Origin of the sequence: Oribacterium sp. oral taxon 078 str. F0262, assembly GCF_000160135.1 — a bacterium.
GTDB lineage: Bacteria > Bacillota > Clostridia > Lachnospirales > Lachnospiraceae > Oribacterium.
Window position 1 is genome coordinate 104,039 of record NZ_GG729935.1, and the last position, 26,238, is coordinate 130,276.

The window sequence follows — 26,238 nt, forward strand, 5'->3', positions numbered from 1 at the left end:
ATATATACATGAACATAATAACACGGATCTTTCGATCCCGCAAGAAGGAGGGATGCGCAGGGATGCGGATTTCAAGCTGCAGCGCGGGACTTTAGGCGAAGAACAGGGCTTTTTTGCCATTTTACGCCAGGGAACCGGGAAAACGCGGTCTTTTGAGAATGGGAGCGCCCCCTTCGCTACGGCTCTGAGACCTCGAAGAGGAGATCCCCATAGGAGGGGAAGGGCCAGAGATCCTTGTCGATGATTTTCTCCAGCTGATCCGCGGGTCCCCTGAGGGCCTGCATATCCGGAAATACCAGCTCGCGGTAGACTCTGGCCCTCTTTTCCGGGTCTGAAATCCGGATGGAGTCCTCCACATCGGAGAGAAGCTTCTGCCGGGCGGCCTGCATCTTCGCGAGGAGCTTCGAGGAGCGGAGGAGAAGCTCCGTCTGGGTCGACACATCCGCATCCGGGCAGGCCGATCTCACCTTGTTCACAGAGTCCGCAAGGCGCGTATTGTAGTGGATCACCGCGGGGATAATCTGCTTTCCCGTGATATTGATCATGGCCCTGGCCTCGATATTGATCACCTTTGCGTAGTGCTCATATTCCACCTGGCGCCTGCTCTGAAGCTCCGTCTCCGTGTAGATCTCGAAGTCCCCGAAGAGCTTCACGGCCTTTTCCGTAGTGAGCGCGGCGATGGAATCCACCATGGAGGGGTAATTCGGCAGTCCTCTCCGCTTCGCCTCCAAAACCCATTCTCCGGAGTAGCCGTTTCCGTTGAAGATGATCCTCTGATGCTCTGTGAGAAGCTCCTTTATGAGGTCGTGGACCTCGAGATCAAACTTGGCCGCCTTCTCCAGGCGCTCCGCCGCCGCGCGGAACTGCTCCGCGGCTATCGTATTTAAAACGATGTTCGCGTTCGCGATGGAGTCCGAGGAGCCGACCATGCGGAACTCAAATTTATTTCCGGTGAAGGCGAAGGGCGAGGTGCGGTTTCGGTCGGTCCCGTCCGCGCAGAGCTCCGGCAAGGTGTTCACGCGGGTCTTTAAATTTTTCCCCCGGGGGGAGTTCGTCGCGTAGCCCGTCCCGATCAGCTGCTTCACAACCTCCTGAAGCTGGGTCCCGATGAAGCAGGAGATGATGGCCGGGGGCGCTTCGTCCGCTCCGAGCCGATGATCGTTTCCCACATCGGCCGCGGAGAGGCGGAGAAGATCCGCGTGGATGTCCACCGCCGCGAGAATGCAGGAGAGAAGGAGGAGAAACTGGAGATTCTCGTGGGGCGTATCCCCCGGATTCATGAGATTGATCCCGTCGTCTGTCATCAGAGACCAGTTATTGTGCTTCCCGGAGCCGTTCACCCCCTCGAAGGGCTTTTCATGGAGCAGGCACTCGAGTCCGTGTCGGCTCGCGGCCTTTTTCAGAATCTCCATGACGAGCTGATTGTGGTCCGCGGCCAGGTTCGCCTCATCGTAGATGCAGGCCAGCTCATGCTGCGCCGGCGCGGCCTCATTGTGCTCTGTCTTCGCCGTCACGCCAAGCCTCCACAGCTCGATGTCCACATCCCTCATAAAGGCGGCCACCCGGCTCCTTAAGACACCGAAGTAATGGTCATCCAGCTCCTGTCCCTTCGCCGGCATCGAGCCAAAGAGCGTCCTCCCGGTATAGACCAGGTCCTTCCTCCGAAGGTATTTTTCCCGGTCGATAAGGAAGTACTCCTGCTCTGCGCCGACCGTGGGCTTTACGGAGCGGGAGCTCGTATTGCCGAAGAGGCGGAGCAGGCGGAGCGCCTCCCGGCTGAGCGCCTGCATGGAGCGAAGGAGAGGTGTCTTTTTGTCAAGCGCCTCTCCGGTAAAGGAGCAAAACGCCGTCGGAATGCAGAGAGTCACATTCTCCCCCTCCCTCCGGAGGAAGGCGGGGCTTGTGCAGTCCCAGACCGTATAGCCCCTGGCCTCAAAGGTGGCCCGGAGCCCGCCGGAGGGGAAGGAGGAGGCATCCGTCTCGCTCCTGACAAGCTCCCCTCCGGAAAATTCCAGGATCGCCTTCCCCTCGGAATCCACGGCGGAGAGGAAGCTGTCGTGCTTCTCCGCCGTAATGCCGTTCAAGGGCTGGAACCAGTGGGTATAATGGCTCGCTCCATTCTCTATGGCCCATTCCCTCATCGCCTGTGCCACGGAATCCGCGATCGTCGGGTCCAGCTCATAGCCCTCCTTCACGGTCTTTCTGAGCCTCTGATAGACTGACTTCGGGAGACGCTCCCGCATAACCCTGTCGCTGAAGACATCCCTCCCGAAGATATCGGAAATGTTAAGGCTTCCCTCCATCCGCTCCTCCTCGCTGCCGCCCGGGCGGAGACCCCTGCTTTAGGCGGCTCTGAAGCACGAAGGCGCCTCCCCGCCGGAGGCGCCCCCTTTGCCGTGCCCATCTTCTTTTTCTGTACTTCTTTTCTGCTCTTCTCTTCCCGTGCTGTTCTCTTCGAAAAAAACCTGCACCGAATCCGGATGCGCTTATGGCCGTGGACAATGATCTCAGAGTTCTATTCTCCTTGAAAACGCTCTATATCGAATCCCGGCACCGGCTTTCTCTTTTTTTCGGATCAGGAAATCCCCCTGGGTCTTCGCGGCTTGAGAGAGCGGCGGTCTGCGTATCCTAGGCCTTATTCTTGGAGCCGAAGACGGCGATCCGATTTTTGCACTCCTCGACGATAGCCTCCGCGCCCGGCTTCAAAAGCTTTCTGGGATCATAGCCCTTCCCCTTCTTGTCGAGACCCTCCTCGATATATTTTCTGGTCGCGGCCGCAAAGACAAGCTGGAGCTCCGTATTGACATTGATCTTGGAGACACCGAGCCGGATCGCTTTTTCGATCTGCTCATCGGGGATGCCGGAGCCTCCGTGAAGGACCAGCGGGAGCTCCCCGATCCTTTCCTTAATCGCGGCCAGAGTCTCAAAGGACAGCCCCTTCCAGTCCGGGGGATAAATGCCATGGATATTCCCGATACCGGCTGCGAGGAAGTCCACGCCGAGATCCGCGATCCTTTTGCACTCCTCCGGGTCCGCGCACTCTCCCATGCCTATAACTCCGTCCTCCTCACCGCCGATCGCGCCCACCTCGGCCTCGATGGAAAGTCCGGCCTCGTGCGCTGCCTTCACAAGCTCCCTGGTCTTTTCAACATTTTCCTCGATGGGATAGTGGGAGCCGTCAAACATAATGGAGGTGAAGCCCGCCCGGATGCAGCGGTAGCAGCCGTCATAGGTCCCGTGATCGAGATGAAGCGCCACCGGAACCGTGATCCCCAGCGCCTTGTCCATCGCCCGGACCATCGCGCTGACCGTCTCAAAGCCGCACATATACTTTCCGGCGCCCTCGGAAACTCCGAGAATCACCGGGGACTTCTCCTCCTCACAGGCACTCAGGACGGATTTCGTCCACTCGAGATTATTGATATTGAACTGCGGAATCCCGTAGTGGCCGGAAAGCGCCTTATTAAGCATTTCCTTCGCATCTACCAGCATGTAAATACCTCCTCTGAAAAATCCGTACTTCTGAGTACTTCCGGAGCATTCTTCCCGCGGAAGTACCAGTGAAATCCCTCTGTGCCGCTTAACCTTAGCACATAACCCCATTGACCTGCAAGCGCAGAAGTCTGCCATCAGGCAGACTCGGAGCGTCCTTGACCACTTCTCGAAGAGAAGTGCCTCCCGAAGGGAGGTCGGCTGATGCCTCCCGGGCAAAGCCGAGTCCTTCGCTTCGAAGAAGCGAAGAAAAAGCGTAGAAGTCTGCCATCAGGCAGACTCGGAGCGTTCTTGAGTCTTCTCGAAGAGAAGTGCCTCCCGAAGGGAGATCGGCTGATGCCTCCCGGGCGAAGCCGAGTCCTTCGCTTCGAAGAAGCGAAGAAAAAGCGCAGAAGTCTGCCATCAGGCAGCCTTGAGGGGCAGACCTCTCAGGCCTCCCCGAAGAGGAAGCGCTCTGCGCAGTCCCGCATCCCTCCGATCTCCGTCTCCGTGCTGTGCTTTATCTCCCCGTCCCGGGCCTCCCGGATCGCCTCCGGCTCCGCCAGGCCGCTGATCGAGGAGAGAAGATCAATCTTCGAAAAGAGCTCTCCTCCCTCCTCCCTCCCCAGAGCCCTGAGGACCGCCGGAGCGAACTTAAAGGGGCTCGCCGTCCCGACGATCAGCGCTCTGGTATCGTCTCCGCTCTTCCTTCGATAGCTTCGGAGAACCGACGCCGCCACCGCCGTATGCGGGTCCAGAAAGCAGTGCTCCTTTTCCGCGTAGTGCCGGATCTCTGAGAAGCAGTCCTCCTCTTTGGCAAAGCCGCCATAGAAGTCCGAAAGAAAGCTTCTCTCTTCCCCGGTAAGCCGGTAGCTTCCCTCTTCGGAGAGAGACGCCATATCACTGCGGCAGCGCTCTCCGTCTCTCCCCAGAGCGAGATAGAGGAGACGCTCCAGATTGGAGGAGATCAGGATATCCATGGAAGGGGAAGAGGTCCTCAGGAAGCTTCTCCTCCGATCATAGACTCCGCTCTCAAAGAAGTCCGTCAGGACCCTGTTTTCATTGGAAGCGCAGAGCAGCTTTCGGATGGGAAGTCCCATCCGCTTTGCGAAATAGGCGGCGAGGATATTGCCGAAATTCCCGGTCGGAACCGATACATTGATCTCCTCCCCCTCCCTGATCTCTCCCAGGGAGAGGAGACGGCCGTAGCTGTAGATATAGTAGACAAGCTGCGGGAGAAGGCGGCCGATATTGATGGAGTTTGCGGAGGAGAGGACAATTCCCCTCTCCCGAAGCTTCTTCCTCCATGCCAAATCGGAGAAGAGCCTCTTCACACCGCTCTGCGCGTCGTCGAAGTTCCCGAAAAGCGCGGCGACATGGGTATTCCTTCCCCGCTGCACCCGCATCTGGAGCTCCTGAAAGGCGGATACGCCGTCCTTTGGGTAGAAGACGATGATCTCTGTCCCCTCCACATCCGAAAAGCCCTCCATCGCGGCCTTCCCGGTGTCCCCGGAGGTCGCGGTCAGGATCACAAGCTTTTCCCTGAGACCCGTCTTCTCCGCGCTTTTTCTCATAAGATAGGGGAGGATGCTGAGTGCCATATCCTTAAAGGCGAGGGTCCTTCCGTGAAAAAGCTCCAAAAGAAAGTCCCCCTCAAGCTTTCGAAGAGGCGCGATCTTTGGATCATCAAAATTTCTCTCGTTATAGGCCGAGTCGGCGCAGTCCCGAAGCTCCTCCTCGGTAAAATCCGTGAGATAGCAGGAGAGAATCCGCCGGGCAAGCTCCCGGTAATCAAGCTCCGACAGCTCCTTAAGGCTCCCCGGAAGACGCGGAAAGTCCTCCGGGACGTAGAGTCCCCCGTCCTCCGCGAGTCCCTTGAGAATCGCCTCCGACGCCGTCACACTCCCCTTAGCTCCTCTTGTGGACCGGTAATACATAGCTCCCTCCCCTTCCTGCTTTCCGCGCCTTCAGCCGTAAGGCTCCCTGCCGGAATCTCCTGCTTTGCTCAGTCCTTCTCTAAAAGGCTCTGAATCTTTGTCTTCATGAGATCAAAGGCCACATCGTTTCTGCCGCTGTTGATGACGATATCCGCCATGGCCTTCGTGGGCTCTACGTAGAGGTAGTGCATCGGCTTCACCGTCGTCAGGTACTGCTCGGAGATATCCTCTACATGTCTCCCCCTCTCGCTGACATCCCGGATGATGCGGCGGATAATGCGTTCGTCCGCGTCCGCCTCCACATAGATCTTGATATCGAAAAGAGAGCGAAGCTCCGGGTTCTCCAGAACGAGAATCCCCTCTACAAGGATAATGCGGGAGGCCCTCAGCTCGATGCTGTTCTCCGTTCTGTTGTGAAGAGAGAAGTCATAGACCGGACAGGAGACGCTCTCTCCCCTTCTTAAGGCTTTCAGATGGCGGATCAGGAGATCCGTCTCGAAGGCATCCGGATGGTCATAGTTTTCCTTCTGGCGTATCTCAAGGGGGACGCCGTCATTGGATCGGTAGTAGTTATCGTGGTAGATCAGGGTGACCTGATCTCCGAAGGCCCGCTTGATCCGGTTGGTGAAGGTGGATTTTCCGGAGCCGGAGCCCCCGGCGATCCCGATCATAGTACAAGCATTCATTCCTTTTCCTCCGAGATATCCTTTGCTCTGCTGTATTCTAACACGCTTTCAGAAAGAATGCTCCCCCCTTTTTCCAGCTCCCGCCCGCGGCGCTTCAAGGGGGGGAGAGGCGGAGACAGGCCAGAGTCAGAAAGAGAATGGAGAGAAGCGGGAGTATGAGGCAGAGAAGGATATAGTAGAGAAGCGGCGTGAGGGAGAGCTCGGGGAGAAAGAAAAAGAGGAGGAGCATGAGGCCGAAGCTCAGGAATTCCGCGATATAGGTGGACGCGATCGCCCCTGTGCTGCTCCTCTGTGCGGAGGAGAAGAAGAGCCCCAAAGAGGAGGAAAAGAGGGCGGAGAGGAAGGAAAAGAGCAAAAAGAGAAAAAGCTCCGGGAAGCGGATGCCTCCGTAGAGAAGGGTACAGGCGAGGATCGGCGCGGTGCTCAGGAGGAGGAGAAAGATGCTGCTCAGGACGGAGAAAAGCTTTCCCAGGATGATGTCCACAGGGCGGAGAGCAGTGCTTAAGAGAAGGGAGAGCGTCTTTCTCTCCCGCTCTCCGCTGATCGCCGGAGCGCTCAGAGCGGGGGCGAGCAGGAGAATCAGAAGAAAGAGGAGCAGAAGGAGAATATAATAAAGCTCCAAAAAGGCGGAGTAGCGGATCTCCCCGGTCTGCGCCGCGTTCCCGGAAACCGAGTAGATGTTGATCAGCACAAGGAAGGCGAGCACCGCATTGGTAGAGAGCATGAGCACCGGAAGGATCGGGCTCCGGTTCGAGAGCAGCTCATCCTTTTGATAGATCGGATTCCGCTTCATGTCCTGTAATTCTCCTTTCTCTGAGTTCTCCCGTGAGCTGCAGGAAGAGAAGCTCCAGATTTCCCCTCTCCCGGTGAAAGCTTCGGACCATAATCCCCGAGCTGACCAGTCTTCGCAGGAGCTCTGCCTCCTCCCCCTCACTGCCCTCGTAGAGAATCATGAGCTCCTGCTCCCGAATGCCGATGGATTTTACATTGGGGTCCTGCTTCAGGATCTGCATGGTTTTTGTGATCGATCCCTCGACCAGGATGAGGATCGGATTGGAGGCGTCGATCTTTCTAAGTACCTCGGAGAGCTTCCCCTCGAGCGCCATTCTCCCGCGCTCTATGATCCCGATATCCGTGCAGATCTCCGAGATGCTTGTGAGCATCTCAGAGGAGAGGAGGATGGTCTTTCCCTCGGAGGAGAGCTCCGAGAGAATCTGGCGGAGCTCATAGCGGTTTCCCGGATCAAGATCCTTCAGCGGCTCGTCGAGCACCAGGATCTTGGGATCGTGGAGGAGAGCCCTTGCGAGAGAGAGCTTCTGTCTCATGCCCCGGGAGAGACCGTCCAATCTCTGAAATTCCTTCCCCCGGAGGCCGACCTGATCCAAAAGAATGCCGATTCTCTGCCGGGCGCGGGCCCTTGGGATATCGTAGCAGGCGGAAAAAAATTCCAGATACTCCGAGAGGCGCATCTCCGGATAGAGGCCGGAAAAGTCCGGCATATAGCCGATCCTGCGTTTCCACCTCCTCCTTTCGCTCCCTTCTCTGAGCCCGTCGACGAGGATCTCCCCCTCATCCGGCCCGGAGAGGCCCGCGAGAAGCTCCATGACGCTGCTCTTCCCGGATCCGGCCGGCCCCACAAGTCCATAGACCGCCTTCTCCGGGACATGCATGGAGAGGCCGTCCAGGGCGATCGCACTGCCGTAGCTCTTTCTGACTGCCCTAAGCTCTATCATGCTCCGCCCTCCTCTCCTCCCGGGGATGAGGCGAGGCTTCCCTCAAAGAATAGCTCCGCTTCTTCGCTCTCTGCCCCTTCGGAAAGGCTTCCGCTCTCTCCTTCTTCTCCCCCGGCGTGCTCCGTACTCTCTCCCTCTTCGGAAGCTGCGCTCTCTCCTCCGCCGCCCTCTCCTCTCTCTTCGTTCTCCGATGCCGAGGAGCTCTCGGCGCTCTCCCCTTCCGGAAGGGAAGTGCTCTCTTCCGACACGCTCTCCGCCGAATAAGAGGCTTCCGCTCCGGACTCCTTCTCTCCTTCGCTCTTTCCCTTACTGCTCTTCTCCTTTGCCACGACGGTGATCATGGGAAGGTACTGCCTCATCAATAGGGAGCCGTTCTCCTCCTTTGGGCTGTAGAGGACTACCAGGACATTCTCCTCGCTGAGATACGGCGAGAGCTCCTCCCCCTGCAGCTTCAGACTGCCGGAGCGGAGCGGATCATAGCCTCCCGTCCGATAATTATAGAGGCTGATCGAGCCCCGGAAGGGTTTTTCATTCAACCTTTCCTCTCCCTTCTCGCTGACGCTCAGGGCTTCGAAGCTGATGCCCCACACCTGCTCCTCCTCTCCCAGGTGATAGGCGAGCTTTGCGGGCTGTATCGCACTGATCGTATTGCTCGCCCTCTCGTAGTCTCCGCTTTTCACCTCCGGATCCCGGCTCAGAGCGCTGTAGTGATCATAGTTCCCGAAGCTTGTGTTCAGAGGGAGCGCGGCCGTCACCATGCTGCTCCCAAAGCTCTCCAGCTTCTGTCTCTCCAGAAAGCTCACCTCTTCCTCCCGGACAAAGCCGATCAGACGGGCATTGGAGAAAAAGCCGCTCAGACTGTTTGAAAGATAATAGCTTAAGAGCGCACGGCGGCTTCCCCCCGTGATCCGGGAGGCGATCCATTCATAATCCCCGACGGGAACGGTTTCCGTCTCTCTGCCGCGGAGAGAGATCTTCTCCCCCTTCTCCAGCTTTCCGATGAGGATGAGCTTCCCGTAGAGAAGAACCGCCGCATCATAGAGCGTATAGTCGGTCCCGTTTGTGATGCTTCCCCCCAGGGAGCCGTCGAAGAGATTCACCTCTCCTCCGAAAAAGCCTCCGCTGTTTGGGAACTTATTGTCGAGCTCAAAGTACTTCGGACTGAAGGGCGCCTCATTTCGGATGCTGATCTCCGTGCGGTCCCTCCCGTAGCGGATCGCCGTGCGGGCGAGCTCCGTCTCATCCCTGAGCTCCGTGATATCCCCCGTGTAGTCGGAGCCCTTCAGGATCGGATAGACAAAGTACTCTGTCTTTACCCGAAGCTCCCGCATCTTTTCGTAGGGAGAGCGGAGATTGATATAATCCGTTTCATCGACAGAGCTCCGGGAGATGTCGCGGATTCTGGCATAGCTTAGAAAGCTTCCGTTAAAGCGGGTGCCGACGCCGACGGCCCAGATCACAAAGCTGAAGAAGACCGCCGTGATCGAGATCAGGGGACGGTAGAGACGTATCGCATCCCGAAGCTTTACATAATAATAGATCAGCGGCCCCAGGATGAGGAGATATGTGAGAAGAAGCAGAAGGTAGAGCCCCGCATTCGGACGCTTGGAGAGATCCGACTGGTTCATGAGGGCCTCCATGCTCCAATAACGGTTCAGACTCCTCTCGGACGCGGAGACCGAGAGCGCGTTCAGGCGGCTCTCTCCGAGGATTTTCGTGAAGAGCTGATTCACATAGCCGCTCTCCTCCGTCGCAAAGCGCTGGAGATCGCAAAAATCGTAGCCGCTCACCGCGATGAGCCCCGCCCCCCTGGAGACGACCGAGAGGTAGGACACACCGCCGTATAATATCCCCTCTCTTCCCGAGCGGAGGGAAACCGGAGAGGCAACGAGACGGAGCGGCTCCTCCTGCGCGGAGGATCTCTCCAGCCCCTCCTGCATGTCGATGCTCCGCTCCCTGGGACTGAGCGGCTCTCTGAGAAGCTCCCGATAATAGGGAGAGACGGCGTCCTCCCCCCTCGCTCCGGTTCCCAGAATCAAAACACCGCCCCGCTCCACCCAGCGGTTTATGACCTCCACCTCGGTCTCATTCATCCTGGAGAGCGGAAAGTCCGAGAGCAGGAGCACATCCAGCTGATCGAGCTCCGTCTCACTGGAGGGGAGCTTTTCCTGGTCGAGAGCCACCTCCCGCGTCCGGAGAAGACCATCGTTGATGGAGACCGAGTTCAAATAGCTGAGCTTATCCTCCTGCTCGGAGAGCACGCCGATGATGAGCTCCGCGTCGGAGCTTGCGACATCGAGCCCGACTCTGCGGCTTCCGACCAGCCTCCCCTCCTGATTCGTCGCAGTGACCAGGAGCTGATTGACCCCGGAGCTCAGTGCCACTGCCATGCTGAGCTCCGTATCGGATTCCGCCTCCACGGCGCTCGGATACTGGTACTCGCAGATACTTCTGCCGGATTCCGCCATATAAATGTGGATCATCCCGGAGAAGGTCTCCGAGCCGGAGTTTCGAATCCCGATCTTCAGGGGAAGGAAACGCCCCGCCTTCGCGGTGTTCTGATAGCCATAGGTGACATTCAGCTCGATCTCATCCGCAAACGAAAGGAAAGAGGGCAGAAAAAGGAAAAGAAAAAGGAGGGAGAGAAAAGGGAGCGGTGAAGGCAGTCCCTTCCCCCGTACTCTTCTTTTCCCCTCTGTCCTTTTCTCCCGCATAAATCTCCTCCCCACTTTCCATATATCGGATGGGCGGCGCATGAAAGCACGGCTCAGCCCCTCATTCCTCCGCCGTATAGCGGATCGGAAGGCGCACAGTGAAGCAGGTCCCGGAGAGGTCCGAGCTCACCTCTACACTGCCGTGGTGCATCTCCGCGACATTCTTCACGATAGCGAGGCCCAGACCCGTCCCGCCTGTCGAGCTGGAACGGGAGCGCTCCACCCGGTAAAACTTATCGAAGATCATCGGAAGCTCCTTCTTCGGAATCACATAGCCGTAGTTGATCACCCGGACCTCCACCGCATTCTTCTCCGAACGAAGGCGCACCAGAATCCTCTTCCCCTCCGCGCCGTACTTGATCGCATTCGTGATCAGATTGTCGAAAAGCCTGGCGAGAAGGTCCCCGTCCGCCTGTATCATGCGGGAGGGCACATTGGAGCTGAACTCATAGCTGAGACCATGCTTTTCGAAGTTCGGGTAGCTCTCCTCCACAAGCTGCGAGAGGAGCTTCACGATATCGAGTTCGCCGATCTTCAGATTCTGCTTCCCGTAGGAGAGCTTCGTAAAGCCAAAGAGCTCCTCGATCAGCTTCTGGAGCCGCACCGCCTTATTGTACACGATCTCGATATAATGCTCCTCCGTCTCCCTCGGAAGGGAGGAGCCGCCTCTCAGGAGCTCGAGATAGCCGAGGATGGAGGTCAGAGGGGTCCGAAGATCGTGCGCGACATTGGTGATGAGATCCGTCTTCGACTGCTCCGCGCTCCGCTCCCGCTCCATAAGATCCATGAGATCTCTCTCCATCCGGTTGATGGATTCCGCGATGTGCGCGATCTCCCCCTCCCCTTCGATCTCCAGCTGGACGCTGAGATCTCCCTCGGAGATCCGCTCCACCGCCTGGGCGATCCTCCCGATATCCCTCGCCGTCCTCTGCTGAAGGAGGAGAAAGATGAAGGAGAAGATGGCGATGCCGCTCAGCACATAGAGAAGGATGCTCACCGTGCTCACAAAGCCAAAGCGCTGCACGGCCGGGGAGCTGTCCCCCCTCTGGTAAAGATAGGAGGCAAAGGCGCTGACATTACTCACCAGGAAAATCTCCAGGATCGCGGTGATGATCGTGGAGATTCCCACATTGATCAGAAGCTGCATCATGTAGCCCTGCCTGGAATGGGAGCGCCGCCCCTTTTTCGCCTTTTCTCTCATGCTTTCCGATCCCGCTGTCAAAATCCGCCAAAAGCCGGGCGGGAAAGTACTGAGCTCTCCCTTCCCCGCCTCCTTTGTCAAAGCCCCGCTCCTTGTCCCGGAAAAAGAGAAGATCCCGGAACGGATACGCCTCTTTCCTATTACTTCTCGATCTTATAGCCCACACCCCAGACCGTCGTGATGATCTTATTCTCCCTCTGGTCCTCCTTCATCTTCCCGCGGAGTCTCCGGATATGCACCATGACGGTGTTATTCGCCTCATAGACCTTCTCATTCCAGACCTTCTCGAAGATCTCGTCCGTGGAAAAGACCTTGCCCGGATGGGAGGCCAGAAGATAGAGAATCTCAAACTCAATGGGGGTCAGGCGCACATCCTCTCCTTCGATCACGACCTTGTGGTTGTCCCGGTTGATCGTCATATTCCGGATATTGATCTCGCTCCCGGCAAACTCATTGGTGGAATTCGGATTGAGCTGCGTGTAGCGGCGAAGCTGAGACTTCACCCTGGCGGTGAGCTCCAGGGGATTAAAGGGCTTCGTCACATAGTCGTCCGCTCCGCCGGTCAGTCCCACGATCTTATCGAGATCCGCGGACTTTGCGGAGAGCATGATGATCGGAATGTTGGAGCTCTCGCGGATCTTCCGGCAGAGCTCCAGGCCGTTCATCCCGGGCATCATGACATCCAAAAGCACAAGATGAATCTCCTCCTGCTTCATAATGAGCAGCGCCTCATCCGCATTATAGGCCTTAAATACCTTGTAGCCGTCGCTCACAAGGTAGATCTCCACGAGCTCCGCGATTTCCTTTTCATCATCCACCACCAAGACATTGATCTGCGGCATGTTGTTGTCGTCTCTCACGGCTAAATTCCTCCTTTTATCCTCTCCGCCGGGAAGGCGGAGTCTCGGGGAAACGCATCCGAGAAATCCGAATAATTCCCGAGGATCCGAAAGCCCGGAAGCTCACTCAGCGCGTTTCTCACATCGGGATCGGATAGATTTCCCATAACATCCACAAAAAAGCGGTATTCAAAGGGCCTGTCCGGCACCGGCCGGGATTGGATCATGCTGAGATTCAGATCATTGAAGAGAAAGCTCCCCAGCACATGATAGAGGGCCCCGGGCCTGTGGCTCAGCTCGAAGCTCAGGCTCAGCCGCTCCGCCCCCCTCTCGTAGATTTTCTCTTTCCCGACGATGAGGAAGCGCGTCGTATTGCTTTTCTGCTGGTTCACGGCCCTTTGCAGGATCGAAAGACCGTAGATCTCCGCCGCATTCTCGCTGGCAAGGGCCGCGAGCTCCCTATCCCCGCTCTCCCTCACTCTCCTGGCCGCCTCCGCCGTGTTTCTCGCCGGTACGGCCTCGATCCTCGGATGCTCCCGGAAGAAGCTCTCGCACTGGGCGAGGGCCTGCGGATGGGAAAAGACCCTGCGGATCCCGGAGAGAGCCCCTCCGGGAAGGGCCATCAGGACATGCTCCACCGGGAGGAAGCACTCCCCCAGGATCACCGCCTCCGGAAACTGGAGAAGGAGGTCGAAATTATCCGCCACTGCCCCATAGGAGGAGTTCTCGATCGGGAGGACAGCGAAGTCCGCCTCCCCGGAGAGAACGCTCTCCACCGTGCTCCGAAAGCTCTCCGAAGGGAGAAAGCGGCAGTCATCGGGAAAGCTCTTCCTCGCCGCAAGCTCCGCATAGGCACCGGGCAGGCCCTGGTAGGCGACGCGCTTTTTTTTGCGGGGGATCTCAGAAACCTCCCGGAAGCCCGATGCGGGGCTTGGCTCTCTCCCGAGGAGGCGCTGCTGCCATCTCCGGGAGAGTGACATCAGCTGCCGGAAGAGCTCACGGACCGCCCTTTCGTGAAATTCTATCTCCACCCCGGCCTGCCGGGAATCCTCCTCACTCTCTCCGCTCAGAGGCATTTCCCTGCCGGATTCTTCCCCCTGCACTGCCGCTCCTTTTGGCTCTTTTTCCGTCCCTTCCTCTCTTTGTATCCCTTCGCCCGGCAGCTTTTCCCGCAGCTCTGTCTTCAGAAAGGCGGAAACGCTGTCCAGCTTTTCCTCCTCCCGGGCCGGGTCAAGAACCGCTCTCCCGCTCCTTCTCTTCTCTTTCGCGACCTCCGAGACCAAAGACACCCTCTCCCGATAGAGCTTCACAAGCTCTCTGTCCACCCGGTCCAGCTCCTCACGGAGCTCAGCGAGTCCCATAGCGAGCCTCCATTTCCCGGAGATATCCGACGATCTTCTCCCTCGTGTACTCCCCGATCCTTCTCCTCTTCTCCTCCGGAAGCTCCGAAAGGAGGATCGGCTCCCCCACCTTCACAAGCACATGGGTCGGAATGATGCGGGGGAAGTGCTCCTCCAGGATCCTCCTCGTCGGATACATCGCGATCGGGACGATCCTGCATCCGCTCTTCTCCGCGATTTTGAAGGATCCCTCCTTAAAGGGCAGAAGCTCCTTCACATCGCTCCCCGTGCTCCTCTTTCCCTCCGGATAGATCCAGATGGAGACCCCGCCCTTCACAAGCTTGATCGCCTCGAGGATCACCTTCAGATTCTGCCGGATATTGTCCCTGTCCATGAAGAGGCAGTGCAGCTCCTCCATCCAGCGCTTTAAGGGCGGGACCTTTCCCACCTCCTGCTTTGAGATAAAGCCGGTCGGCCCCTTTACCAGAGTATAGCCGATCACGATATCGAAGAAGGAGCGGTGATTCCCCACAAACATCACGGCCTCATTTTCCGGGATATTTTCGGCCCCCTCGATCTCGTAGCTCACGCCGGAGGCCGCGAGTATCCGTCTCAGCCTCCTCTGCACAAGGTGAAGCGTGTAGAGATCCTTCTCCCTGCCCTCCTCCATCCTGTCAAGCTTCAGGAAATAAACGCAGCCGAATGTCAGAAAAAGAAATATAACGGACAGCGCCGCTATCATATGAAGCATCCTGGGTCCTCCTTCGGAAAATGCGGACGGGCTTTCGCCCTCAGCAGACAAATCTGACGAATAAGAAAAGCCGTGGCTCTCAGAGCACGTCTGAAAAATGCGGGCGCAGTTTTCCGAAGAAGCGAAGCCCTGCGAAAAAGATCACGATCGTAAGTCCCCAAAAGTAAATGCCCAGCTTCGGCCGCATCCAAAACGGGCTCCCGGTGATCATGGAATCCCGGTATCCCGCCACAATATAATAAAAGGGGTTCAGTTTCAATATAACAGAAACCCAGGGTGCCTTCGAGAAAAAGAGCTTCTCATCGTACATGATCGGACACATCCAGATGCCAAACTGGAGCAGGATGCCGACGATCTGCTGCATATCCTTGAAAAAGACATTGACCGCGCTCGTGAGATAGCCCAGTCCCAGCGCAAACATCGCCGCCGCAAAGCTGTAGTAGAAGCACTGGATCCAGGAGAGCATCGGCATCCTGCCGTTCACGAGATAGAAAACCAGCATGACCGCGAAAAAGAAGAGGTGGACAAAGCTGCAGCTGATCAGCTTGATGATCGGGAGGAGCTCTACCGGGAAGACGACCTTCTTCACAAGATAACTGTATTCCTGAAGGATGCCGGTGATCATATTCATCGCTTCCGAGAAGAAAAACCAGGGCACGATGCCGGGGACCAGCCAGGCTGTATAGCTCACATTCGGCACCGGAGGAGCGGACTTAAAGCCATAGGGGCCGAAGATAAAGGCATAGATCGCGATCGTAACAAGGGGCTGGATGAACATCCATACCATGCCGAAGTAGGACCCGACGAAGCGCTTCCGAAAATCCGCCGCCGCAAGCTCTAAAATCATGCGCCTCCGCGCTTTAATATCCTTCAATAATTGCAGTACCGTTCTCATAACCTTCCCTGTATCCATCCGGGGTTCCGAGGCATCCTCCCCGTTCCCTCTCCATGCCGCTGTCAGTATTTGCGGGCCGCCTCAGCGTTTTCCTGTGATTTTCTCCGCCCAAAGCAGAACGCTCCCGCTTCCGCTGCCCTCTCCCGCGGCAAATATAAGCGATGGAAGCCGGTAAAGCGCCGGATAGAGGATCAGGCAGAAAGAAACGAAAAGGGCGTCGGCAATGCCACCATGATATCACACAATTGCAGGACCTTCCCGCGGCATCCATTAAAAAACAATGAATTTTTCAGAATATTTTCGACATTATTACATTTTTTGTCTCTTTATCCCGCCTTTTATCTCCTTATCCCGCGTTTTATTTCTTTATCTTGTGTTTTATCTCTTCCCCCCGCTGTGATCGAAAGAAGAGCGCGTTCCCGTCTCGATGGATGCCCTAGCTCCGCCCCGCTATGATCGAAAGGAGAGCAAGCAGGAGCCCCGCATTTAAAAGAAATTCGAGAAAGAGAAGGATCGGCGCCGGGGCACTGAGTCCCCACCCTGCCTTTCTTTTCCGGCTCTTCCTCTCCCTCCTCCGAAAGATTCCGGAAAAGGCTCTGCTTTGTCCCGGGAGAGGCGCCGCTCTCTCCTTCTCTTTGAGATCCTTCGTCCCCTTCTCTCCTCCTTCCGGGCCCTTTCGCATCTTTCCGAAGCTCTCTTCCTTCTCCTCCTTCTCCTTCTCCTCATTAGAGGCGAGTGCCTTCCCCTTATCCGAGACAGGTTCCTTCCCCTTCCTCTCATCGGAAGCGGGCAAGCTCTCTCCGGTTTCAGTCTCTGTCAGAGCGGGAGCGGCTTCCGCCTTTTTCTCCCCTGCCTCCCGCGTGGGGAAGAGCGCAGCTTCCGCAGGCTTTGGGCCTTCCCCGCTTCCCCGCTCTATCTTTTCTATCTTTTCTGCCTTTTCTATCTTTTCGTTTCCGGAAAGCCGGGAGGGTGCAGAGGATCCCGCGGAAGTCTTGCTCTCCTTCCCGGAGAATGCGGCCGGGGCTGCCGCGGCCTTCCCTCCCGCTCTCCATAGACTCCGCCCTCCAAAGAAGGAGAGGAGGAGCATCGGAAGCGCCGGAAGGAAATACCTGCCCTGCACACCGAGGACATAGTCTGTCCCCTTCGGAGTGTAAGCACTCAGCATGCTCGCGAGGATCGTCACGACGAGAAGTACCGGAGTGAGGAGGAAGCAAAGCCTTTGCAGGAGCGAAAGCCCCCTCTCTCCCCTCCGGGTAAAAATCCCCTGCAATAGGACAATGAGGTAGAAGAGCCCCACCAGGAAGATCGGAGCACCGAGCCCCTGATCGAAGTGGCCCAGCGGATGCCCCACCATGGTGAAGAGATACTCCTCCCCCTTGATCTGAAAGCTGTTTCTCAGGATCTTCAGAAAGATCACAGGCGTTTTCAGGGTCCCGATGAGATTATAGGTCTCGGCGGCGCTCCCCGTCGCGGCGGCATCCGCATAATTCACCGCTCCTCCCGATGGGTGAAGATAGCGGGAGAGCTCCTGAAAATTCATAAGGAGCAGGGAGAGCGCAATGAGAGAGGCGATCCCGAAAATCATGAGGAAGTAGCTTCCGATATTCTTCCACTTCCGAACCGGCACCGAGAAGCAGCCCAGGAAGAGGAGGGAATAGACCATCTTGCAGGGGGAGAGCAGGAAGGCCAGGATGCCGATCTCCAGGAAATCACTCAGCCCGGGCCCCTGCTCCCGGGTCGCGAGGTCCGTGAGCGCCGCTGTGAGATAGAAGCTAAGCCCCAGGATGAAGGCATCGTAGGAAAGGGAGCCCGCGAGCTCCAGCACCATGGGAAAAAGCGCGACTGAGAGGAGGACCTCCTTCCCAAACGGCAGCTGCCGCACGGCGAGCGTCGTGAGGATGGAGAAGAGGAGGAGGTTAAAGAGCCTCCCGAAAAAGACCAGTCCGAAGCCGCCCAGTCTCAGCACCCTCGCAAGGGAAAAGCCAAGAGCGGGGAAGAGATAGGCGAAAAAGCTCGTGTGCACCGGCTCCTGCAGGGTAAAATGATAGCCCTTCTCTCCCGTCGAGAAGATCCCCCTCCGGAAGAGCTCCTCATAGCTTCTCCCCGTAAGATGCATGCCGATCACGGTCGCATTGTCCGGGTCCCCGTCCTCCGGCCAGTCATCCAAAAAGACATCCTCCGTCCGGATCAAAAGTCTCCCCTCCTCGTCCCGCATGGGCTCCGGCTTTCCGATCAGCACATTGGAGAGCTCATAGACACCGACATAATGCGCGACCTCATCCGGAGCGGAGAGCGGCATCAGCACAAGGGAATATAAAAAGCCAAGGCCAAAGAGCAGGGAAAAGGAGAGGAGGCAGAGCCTCTCCCTCCGAAGGAAGAGGAGAAGGAGAGCCGCGAGCAGCAAAAGCAGGATAAAAATGAAGAAAAACCAGGGGAAGGGAAAAGAAGACAGCTCCGGATTCATCGCGTCTCCTCTCCGGGGAGGCCCCTGAAGCTCTCCTCTTCCCTCTCCCTGTTCTGAAAAAGCGCAAATTCCTGCGCCAGGGTCCGAAGCTTCTCCTCCAGCCTCCCAAGCTGCATATTGACATGGAAGAGCCGGAGAAGGAGCAGGAAGATGATAAAGAGGAAGAGGAAGTTCGGCGTGGAGTAGATGCCGAGCGCCGCTGCCGCCCGGTCCGCGAGTGCCGGAAAGAGCGCAAAAAGCACAAAAAGCAGCGAGAGCAGGATCCAAAACACCGTCTCCTCGATCCGGATCCTGGATTTTCGGATCTTTCGGTTCAATACCCAGAAGGTCGCCCCTGAGACAAGGATCAGGATCATTCGAAAGAACGTCGTCATCATTTTCCTCCTCTTCTTCTCCAATAGCCCTTGTTCATACTGAGGGCGGAGCGCAGTCTCCCGGGGAGTCTCCGATAATTTTTCCCGAGAAGGTAGCCGAGATACTTGCAGCCGGACTTCCATAGGAGGGCGGGGATTTTCCAGGCTCTTCCCTCTCTCAGAAGCTCCCTGAGGTTTCCCTTTATCAGCCGTTTTCCCTCTCCCTCCGGCCGAAGATCGGAAAAAATCTCCGGGTGCTCCGCCTGTGATACGCCGAGATCGAAGTTCCGCCGAAGCTGCTGGAGACCCGAGTAGCAGTGCGCATGATAGACCTCCGCCTCCGCCTCATAGGCGATCCGATAACCGAGCCGAAGGAGGCGGGCCGCATAGACCATGTCTTCATTGAAGATCATCGGACTGGGAAAGCCCCCCAGCCTGTCGAAAAGATCTCTCCGGTAAGCGCAGCAGACATTGGACATGAAGTAGGTCTTGATCGAAAGGCGCGGCAGATCCTCGATGGACTTCACAAAGGACTGCTCCGGATAATTAAAGCGCCTCGCATAGCTCTCATCAAAGGAGCTCTCCTTCGTCGCAAGCTGTCTCCCATAGACAGCTCCGATCCTCTCCCCGCGAAGGAAGGCCGCAGAGAGCCTCTCCGTGAGCTCCGTACTCCGGGGCACCGCATCGTCTGTCAGCATGAGAAAGAGCTCGGAATCCGAGAAGGAGACGCCGAGATTTCTGCTTCCGCCGTGGTCGAAGTCCCGCTTCTCAATGTGGTGGAGCTCCAGGCGCTCCCCGGCCGCTTCCCTCGCCCTCTCCTCATCGAAAAAGCGTCTCTCCGTATTCACCACAATGATCTTTCCGAGGGGAAGGCGCTGCTTTTTCAGCATGGCGAGGAGCTGGTAGAATTTCTCCCCCGGGCGGTAGCTCGGTATGATGGCATCCATCGTCTGATTCATTTCTCTCTTCCCTTCCTCTTTCCTGCCTTCCCTTTCCGCTTTACTGCCCCTCTCCCTGCCATGTCCTGCTCTCCTCCTCGCTTTCCGTCCTCCGGCACGCCTTCCCTTTCCCTCTCTCTGTCCGTCCTCTCTCCCAGCGATGCTCTCTCTTCTCTTTCTCCGCTTCTTCCCGTCCTCTCCCCGTCATCCGGCCGTTTCTCTCCCGCTTACTCCGCCTGCCCTTCCCGCGTTCCGTTTTTCCCGCCGTCCTGCATCCTCCAAAGCCCCCGGAGCACGGAAAGGCTGAAGAAAAGGAAGAGGATGGCCATCAGGAAAAGGTAGCAAATTGCCCCTCCCAGGATCCCGGCGCACTGCACCGCGCGGTCCGCGGAAACGAGAGCAAGCAAGGATACGAGGACATAGGAGAAAAAGATCGTCCCCTGGCGCCGCATCGTCACAAGGATATAGTACTGCACATTCGCGAGCGCGTAAAAGCCTCCCCCCGCAATCAGGATCAGGAAGGCCAGGATCTCCCGGAGCAGTGCCCCGCGATAGCGCATTCCGAGAAGGAGCTCGAAGATCTGAAGCCCGAATTCGCCGAGGATCAGACTCGTGAGAGAGATGCCGAGCGCCATGAGGAAGACCGCGAGGATCAGAAAGCGGCAGCTTCGCGAAAAGTCCTCATACCTTCCCTCCCTCCGCTCTGTCGCAAGGCGCGTGAGCATCGGGCGGATCAGGAAATTCGCGACAAGATAGATGAAGGAGGTCGGCATGAAGAGGACATTGAAAATGCCGGAGCTCTCCGAACCGAGCCTGAGATCCAGAGCATACTTCGAGGCGGAAAAGATGTAGAAGTCCAAAAAGGCGGAGAGAAAGAGAAAGGAAGTGCTCCGCAAAAGCCGGAGGCTCCTTCCCCTCCTTTTCTCTCCCGAAAAGACCTCGCTTCCGGGAAGCTCTCCCAGGGACCTGAGAGGGAGAAGCGCAAAAAGATAAAGGCCAAGAAGCTGTGTGAGATCCATGAGGATGCAGGAGAAAAGCATATTCCCCGTGACAAGAAGGCTCAGCATCAGGCTCAGCATGGAAAGCCCCGTCCGGAAAAAAAGCGACTGCCCGGCGAGGTAGAGCCTGCCGCGGCGCTGGAGCTCCGATTCATAGACATCGGAAAAGCCGTCCAGAAGCTTATAAAAGGAAAGCAGAAAAAGAAGCTCCGCCTTGATCCCGTCATAGCTTCCGATCGAAACCATCAGCCAGAGGAAGAGGAGGGAGGAAAGAAGCGCGAAAAGGGAAGAGAGTCTCCTCGCAAAGTGATACTCCGAAAAGCGGTACTCCCCCGCCATATCCGTGATCTGGAACGGGCGGATCCCAAAATAGGCGATGATGAAAATTTGCTGTCCGAAGGTGGAGAAGCCGAAGCCGAAGATCCCTCCGTCCCGCGGCCCCATGAGGCGAAGCACGAAAAAAGAAAGCACCATGGAAGCGAGCGCATACAGCAGGCTCCCCGCCGCATTCCAAAAAACATCATTTCTCCAAAGCTTCCTCATCCCTTCCCCGTTCTCCCATCCTCTCTTCCCCCGCGAAAATACTGGATCAGAAGGATGGAGATCAGCATCCGCGCCATGTATTTTGCCGCGTTCAAGGGCCTGAGATAGGACTCCCCCGCCCGTCTCTCCCGGACCTCTACCGCCACCTCCGCGATCCGGCATCCCCGCCGGATCAGATAGGATATGGTATCCGGCTCCGGACCATAGTTTAAGCGAAGCGCGAAATCCTCGATCACCGTTTTCCGGTAGAGCCGAAGCCCGCAGGTCGGGTCCGTCAATTTCTTCCCCGTGCTCAGGAAAATCGCGAGGGAGATGAGCCGGGAGCCGAGCTCTCTCATGCTGCCCCCCCGCTTCTTTTGGAGGAAGCGGGAGCCGAGCACGATGTCATACTCTCCTTCCTTCATCTTCTCCAGGAGAAGACGAACATCCTCCGCCCTGTGCTGCCCGTCCCCGTCGAACTGGGCCGCATAGGAGTAGCCCTCCCGGAGCGCATACTTCATTCCCGTCTGGAAGCAGCCTGCGAGCCCCAGATTCACCGGGAGCTCGATATAGTTCCATCCCCTCTCCCGGCAAAGCTCCGCCGTCCCGTCCGTGGAGCCGTCGGAGACGACGATGTAGTCGATCCCCTCCCCCGAGAGCAGAATGTCCGAGATCACAGCGGGGAGATTCTCCCTCTCATTATAGGCCGGGATCACGAGGAGCAGCTCTCCTCTCCTCCTCTTCTCCGCTCTCCCGCTCATCGCTTCATTCTGCATTCTGTATATTTCCTCGTGAAATAGCCATAGCGGAGCGGGTAATCCGTCCGGAGCCTCTCCCCGTCAAAGATCCGGAGGCTCTCCTCCACCGCCGGAAAGCCGGAGAGCTCCGTGAAGGCCACGCCCCCGGAAAAGCGGGGATTGCACTCCACGAAATAATAGACGCCGGAGCCCTCGCCCCGGATGAACTCAAAATTCACGCAGCCTAGGATATTGAGCCTCTCTGCCAGATATTCACAGACCCTCTGGAAATTCCGGTCCTGAAAAACACGCACGGACAGCCCTGCGCCGTTGGGAGTCCGGAGAAGCTCCTCCCGGGGGATGGATGCCGTATTTCCGAAGCGGTCCCGGAGGATATCCACCGTCACGACTCTTCCCCGGATGAGGGGCTGGGCGATATAGGAGGAAAGCCTCTCCTCCCCGCCCTCCCGAAGGATCACAGAGAGCGAAAAGCCGAGCTCATCCTCATTATGAATCCGGTAGAGCCCGCCGGAGGATCTCCCGTTGACCGGCTTTAAAATGAGCGGAAAGCTGAGAGCTTCGAAGTCGAGCTCCGACGCATACTCTGTCCGGATCGCCCGCACATTGGCCCGGCAGGAGCTGTCCTCCAGCTCATTCAAGGATCCGGCGACCTTCCGGGCGAGGAGGTATTTGTCCCTCAGAAGCTCGATCTCCTCCTTCCCGCAGATGCAGAAAATGCCGTTTTCTGTCTCAAGCTCCTCCCGGTGCAGATTCAGAAGGTCTACCTCGAGATCTATGAGCGGGAGGATTTTCTCCGGCCTCTCCCTCTCCAAAAGCTTCCGGAATGAGAAAAGATAGTCCTCTTCTTCCGCGGCGGGGGGAAGGCGGCAGAAGGCGTCGAGCTTCAGGCTTGCGGGAAGCCACTCCTCCGGGTAGATATCCGTCCCAACGACGCGGTAATTGAGCCTCCTGAGAGTCTCCAGTACGCAGTCCGCCGAAAAGGAACCGATCGCCGTCACAAGCGCTGTCTTTTCCTTCATCCTTTCCTCCCTCCCCGTCCTTCTCCTATATTATATAAAGAGGCACATAAAGAGGCACAGAATTTTCCGCTTCCGCGCCCTGATCCTGACTCCCGAAGGCCGGTCTCCTCTCTCAGCGCTCCTCCAAAACGATGCGGCAGATCCGGTCCACCTCCTCGAGCGGGAGCCCGGGATAGATCGGAAGCGTCAGAATCTCCCGGGAAATTCGTCCCGCGACCGGGGTCTCCCTCTCATCGTACTGCTCCCGGTAACAGCGGTAGGCGTTGACGCAGGGGTAGAAATACTTTCTCGCGTGGATTCCATTTTTCCCAAGCCTTTCAAAGATTGCATCCCTCGAATAAGGGGCTCCGAAAAAGCGGACCGGCAGATAGGCATAATTGCTTTTTGTGTCGGGATCGGGCTCCGGGAACAGGATCCCCCTTCTCCCGCTCAGAATCTCCCGGTAGCGCTCAAATACCCGCTTCCTCCCCTCGATATACTCCGAAATGTGATTCAGATTGCAAAGCCCCATCGCCGCCGAAAATTCATTCATCTTCCCATTCGCCCCGACGGATGCGACCTCCTCTTGCCCGAGGATTCCGAAATTTTTCAGCTCATAGAGCCTCTCCATAAGCTCCGGATCTTTTCTCCCCAGGCTCACTGCGCCGCCCTCAATCGTATGAAAGACCTTCGTGGCGTGGAAGGAAAACATCGAAGCATCACCATAGCTCCCCACTCCCCTTCCCTCATAGCTCTCTCCGAAGGCGTGGGCCGCATCATAGATCACCGGAATATGATATTTTCTTCCCATCTCCGAGAGCTTATGGACAGCGCAGATATTTCCATAGACATGGACCGGAAGAATCGCGCAGGTATTCTCCGTGATCTTCTCCGGAAGCTTCTCTACATCTATCGTATAGTTCTTCTCCGTGATGTCGCAAAAGACCGGCTTCAGGCCGTTTCGCACGATCGCATGGGTCGTAGAGGCGAAGGTAAAGGGCGTCGTGATCACCTCGCCCTTCAGGGAAAAGGCCTGCAGCAGGAGCTCCAGCGCGCTGTGTCCGTTCACGAAAAGCTCCAGCTCCTCGACCCTAAGATAGCGCCGGAGTCTTTCGCGGAGCTCCTCGTGATACCTTCCCATATTGGTGAGCTGCGCGCTTTCCCAGATCTCTCTGAGCATCGCCTGATATTCCTCAATCGGCGGAAGGCTTGCTCTCGTCACATTGATGACAGCTTCCTCCGGCTTTCTCTGTCCCGCAGACACAGTTCTCCTTCCCGGACCGCCCCTTGCGGCGCCTCCCTCGATATTCCCGCGGTATTTCTACATAATCAACTCAATCCACTCAACATTTCTTCGATTTCACCTGTCTTCGCCGACAATCGCGGCGGGTATTTTGTGACGCCCCGAGACATTCTTACATTTTCTGCGATTCCGCGTGTCTTAAGCTCACTCCTCCTCTCTTATGCGAGCATAAGTCGGAGGAGCGGAAGGCCTATGATTCCGCATGCCTTCTTGACGATCTCGGTGAGCATTTGTGACACCCGAGACATTCTTATGATTCCGCATGCCTTCGCTGCTTCGCAGCTTTCGCCATGCGCCCCGCCATTCGCACTCCCGCGGCGCTTCGCTCCGCTTCCTGCTCATGTCGGGGCGTGTCTTAAGCTCACTCCTCCTCTCTTATGCGAGCATAAGTCGGAGGAGCGAGCTTATACACTGGAATCATATTCTATATGATCCCCGTCAAATTGTAAACTCCTGCGGGGGCGCTGTATTTCCGCGCTAGCCAATTTTGAGATTTCGTTGTATGATAGGAGGGCATATGGGTCAAAAGGGATAAATATTCAAAAAACTAATCAGGAGGTCATAAAGGATATGATAAGGTTCCAAAAGGCGGGAGTCTTTGCCGCGATTTTTGCTCTTTCGCAGACAGCGGCTCTTCCCGCTCTTGCGAAGTCAAATGTCATCAGCGGGATGAGGCCTGTGCAGGTAGAGAGCAGTGCCTCTTCTCAGGGCAGCGAATCCGCGGCTTCCTCCGGGAATGCCGCGTCCTCGCAGAGCGCGGGAAACACGCAGGCGGAGAGCCAGGGACAGACGCAGGAGCAGGGGCAGAATCAGCAGGGACAGGGGGGACAAAATCAGGCACAGAATCAGGCACAAAGTCAGCAGCCGAATTCCAGTGTAAACGGAGTCCTTCCGAAGGTGAGCGTCGATGTGGATACTCTCCGCGCCAGGTTTACGACCGGACACGCGGGGGATATGACGGAAGACCCCGTGCTTCAGCTCATCCCGCTCGCAACCTACTATGTCTATAATGGAAACGGCGACCGCATCGACTACGGTTATACCCAGAAAAATGATTCCTTCGTCTTCGCGGAGGGCGGATTCCAGCGTATGATGCTGGAGCACCAGAACGTAGGCCGCTGGTATTACAGAACCTATGCGAGCAGCACCGGCTGGGGACCCTGGGCGGCCTCCAAGGAAAAGACGCCGGACCGGGGCACCGTACAGGCGGTCCAGTTCCGGATCAAAGGCTATACGCATAAGCTGGGAACCCTCTACTACCGCGCTGTCCTGAACGACGGCACGATGACAGACTGGGCAAAGGAAGGGCAGGCCTGCGGTGTGATCGGCGGAGACCGCTACATCGTCGGACTGAAGCTCGCCCTCTGGAAGAATGAGGTCCCCTTCGAAAATCCGGGCTCCAAGTTCCTGGACAACGAGCACAACGAGGGCTTCACCCGCACAGAAAGCGGTGCTCCTGTCTACGCCACTGCGGACGGTCACGCCTATACCGGCTGGGCCTTCGACGAGGACTCCAACCAGCTCTACTTCGAAAACGGCTCTCCCGTGACCGGCTGGAAGGCGATCGACGGCTATAACTGCTATTTCAGCGAGCACGGCATCGCGGTCAAGGATCTGGAACCCGTCATGGGCGCACAGAAGAAGGGCTATGCCGTCCGGATCAACAAGGCGACCCGCACCGCCACCATCCTCGCCAGGGACTCCGCGGGAAAGTTCACGATCCCCTTCAAGACCTTTATGATCAGCTGCGGGACGGACACTCCCCTCGGGGATTTCAAGATCTATGAGAAATACCGCTGGCACTTCATGCATCAGGACTGCTATACGCAGTTCCTCTCCCGTTTCTATCAGGGCTTCCTGATCCACTCCCTCCTCTATACGAGGGCGGATCTGCATACCTTTGATGCGATCAATTATAACTATATGGATCAGGCAATCTCCGGGGGATGCATCCGCATGAAGGCGGGGGACGCCGCCTGGGTCTACCATAACTGCGGAAACGGAACCCCGGTGACGATCTACTCGGATCCCTGGGACAAGGGCCCGCTGGAGAAGGATGCCATCGATCAGGCAATCCCGAGGAGCCAGGACTACGATCCGACGGATCCCGTCATCGTAGGACAGCAGTCTGAAGCGGATAAACAGGCCGTCGCAAAGGCGCAGGCAGACGCCGCAAGGGAGAAGGCTGCCGGTGCGATCGAGCCGCACGATTAAGAAAAGCAAGGAGTAAAAAGGAAGGGGCCTCCGACTCAGATCCGGGTCGGAGGTCTCTTCTTTGATGCTGATCCTATTTCCCACTTATTTTGCGATAAGGCCAAGATCTGGCATAGCCGTTCC

21 protein-coding genes are annotated in these 26,238 nt (G+C 57.2%); 1 reads left to right on the plus strand and 20 read right to left on the minus strand.

Annotation, left to right across the window (positions count from 1 at the left end):
- Window positions 1-176 precede the first annotated feature (176 nt).
- The 20 genes from GCWU000341_RS07960 to GCWU000341_RS08050 form a co-directional block, all read right to left on the minus strand.
- The gene (locus GCWU000341_RS07960) at window positions 177-2,303 is read right to left on the minus strand and encodes a glutamine synthetase III family protein (protein WP_009215381.1); all 2,127 of its coding nucleotides are present in this window, start codon (window positions 2,301-2,303) and stop codon (window positions 177-179) included.
- A gap of 325 nt (window positions 2,304-2,628) precedes the next feature.
- Window positions 2,629-3,492 (minus strand): class II fructose-1,6-bisphosphate aldolase, encoded by an 864-nt coding sequence (gene fba, locus GCWU000341_RS07965; RefSeq protein ID WP_009215384.1) that lies wholly within the window; start codon window positions 3,490-3,492, stop codon window positions 2,629-2,631.
- 428 nt (window positions 3,493-3,920) lie between these two features.
- Window positions 3,921-5,408 carry a threonine synthase gene (gene thrC, locus GCWU000341_RS07970; RefSeq protein WP_009215386.1) on the minus strand — a complete coding sequence of 496 codons (1,488 nt, stop codon included), beginning with the start codon at window positions 5,406-5,408 and terminating at the stop codon, window positions 3,921-3,923.
- 68 nt (window positions 5,409-5,476) lie between these two features.
- Window positions 5,477-6,094, minus strand: coding sequence for a uridine kinase (gene udk / locus GCWU000341_RS07975; RefSeq protein ID WP_155812735.1), 618 nt, complete (start codon window positions 6,092-6,094; stop codon window positions 5,477-5,479).
- Between the two features lie 94 nt (window positions 6,095-6,188).
- Window positions 6,189-6,887, minus strand: coding sequence for an ABC transporter permease subunit (locus GCWU000341_RS07980; protein ID WP_009215388.1), 699 nt, complete (start codon window positions 6,885-6,887; stop codon window positions 6,189-6,191).
- Entirely contained in the window at window positions 6,856-7,827 is a 972-nt protein-coding gene (locus GCWU000341_RS07985; RefSeq protein WP_009215389.1) for an ABC transporter ATP-binding protein, read from the minus strand. The genes GCWU000341_RS07980 and GCWU000341_RS07985 overlap by 32 nt, the downstream gene beginning before the upstream one ends.
- Window positions 7,824-10,541: a hypothetical protein gene (locus GCWU000341_RS07990; RefSeq protein ID WP_009215390.1), complete on the minus strand. Its 2,718-nt coding sequence runs from the start codon at window positions 10,539-10,541 to the stop codon at window positions 7,824-7,826. Before GCWU000341_RS07990 ends, GCWU000341_RS07985 begins: the two co-directional genes overlap by 4 nt.
- 61 nt (window positions 10,542-10,602) lie before the next feature.
- Window positions 10,603-11,823, minus strand: coding sequence for a sensor histidine kinase (locus tag GCWU000341_RS07995; protein WP_009215391.1), 1,221 nt, complete (start codon window positions 11,821-11,823; stop codon window positions 10,603-10,605).
- Window positions 11,824-11,882: 59 nt separating this feature from the next.
- Window positions 11,883-12,584 (minus strand): response regulator transcription factor, encoded by a 702-nt coding sequence (locus GCWU000341_RS08000; protein ID WP_009215392.1) that lies wholly within the window; start codon window positions 12,582-12,584, stop codon window positions 11,883-11,885.
- Window positions 12,585-12,604: 20 nt separating this feature from the next.
- Window positions 12,605-13,942, minus strand: coding sequence for a prephenate dehydratase (pheA, locus tag GCWU000341_RS08005; protein WP_009215393.1), 1,338 nt, complete (start codon window positions 13,940-13,942; stop codon window positions 12,605-12,607).
- On the minus strand, window positions 13,929-14,672 hold the full coding sequence (locus tag GCWU000341_RS08010) for a lysophospholipid acyltransferase family protein (protein ID WP_009215394.1): 744 nt from the start codon (window positions 14,670-14,672) through the stop codon (window positions 13,929-13,931). Before GCWU000341_RS08010 ends, pheA begins: the two co-directional genes overlap by 14 nt.
- 79 nt (window positions 14,673-14,751) lie before the next feature.
- Entirely contained in the window at window positions 14,752-15,567 is an 816-nt protein-coding gene (locus GCWU000341_RS08015; protein ID WP_036599369.1) for an ABC transporter permease, read from the minus strand.
- Between the two features lie 436 nt (window positions 15,568-16,003).
- A complete protein-coding gene (locus GCWU000341_RS08020) occupies window positions 16,004-18,031 on the minus strand; it encodes a DUF2142 domain-containing protein (RefSeq protein WP_009215398.1) in 2,028 nt (675 codons plus the stop codon).
- Window positions 18,028-18,408 (minus strand): DUF2304 domain-containing protein, encoded by a 381-nt coding sequence (locus GCWU000341_RS08025; protein ID WP_009215399.1) that lies wholly within the window; start codon window positions 18,406-18,408, stop codon window positions 18,028-18,030. The genes GCWU000341_RS08020 and GCWU000341_RS08025 overlap by 4 nt, the downstream gene beginning before the upstream one ends.
- Window positions 18,405-19,343, minus strand: coding sequence for a glycosyltransferase family 2 protein (locus tag GCWU000341_RS08030; RefSeq protein ID WP_009215400.1), 939 nt, complete (start codon window positions 19,341-19,343; stop codon window positions 18,405-18,407). The genes GCWU000341_RS08025 and GCWU000341_RS08030 overlap by 4 nt, the downstream gene beginning before the upstream one ends.
- 40 nt (window positions 19,344-19,383) lie before the next feature.
- Entirely contained in the window at window positions 19,384-19,530 is a 147-nt protein-coding gene (locus GCWU000341_RS13545; protein ID WP_009215401.1) for a hypothetical protein, read from the minus strand.
- 19 nt (window positions 19,531-19,549) lie between these two features.
- A complete protein-coding gene (locus tag GCWU000341_RS08035; protein ID WP_009215402.1) occupies window positions 19,550-20,863 on the minus strand; it encodes a lipopolysaccharide biosynthesis protein in 1,314 nt (437 codons plus the stop codon).
- Complete coding sequence (locus GCWU000341_RS08040) at window positions 20,860-21,618, minus strand: glycosyltransferase family 2 protein (RefSeq protein ID WP_009215403.1); 759 nt, start codon at window positions 21,616-21,618, stop codon at window positions 20,860-20,862. Before GCWU000341_RS08040 ends, GCWU000341_RS08035 begins: the two co-directional genes overlap by 4 nt.
- Entirely contained in the window at window positions 21,600-22,619 is a 1,020-nt protein-coding gene (locus GCWU000341_RS08045) for an ATP-grasp domain-containing protein (protein WP_009215404.1), read from the minus strand. Before GCWU000341_RS08045 ends, GCWU000341_RS08040 begins: the two co-directional genes overlap by 19 nt.
- Before the next feature lie 112 nt (window positions 22,620-22,731).
- Window positions 22,732-23,862, minus strand: a complete 1,131-nt coding sequence (locus GCWU000341_RS08050) for a DegT/DnrJ/EryC1/StrS family aminotransferase (RefSeq protein WP_009215405.1) — start codon at window positions 23,860-23,862, stop codon at window positions 22,732-22,734.
- Between the two features lie 609 nt (window positions 23,863-24,471).
- On the opposite strand from GCWU000341_RS08050, the gene GCWU000341_RS08055 reads away from it, so the two are divergent.
- Window positions 24,472-26,115, plus strand: coding sequence for a L,D-transpeptidase (locus GCWU000341_RS08055; protein ID WP_040653909.1), 1,644 nt, complete (start codon window positions 24,472-24,474; stop codon window positions 26,113-26,115).
- The last annotated feature ends 123 nt before the right edge of the window (window positions 26,116-26,238 follow it).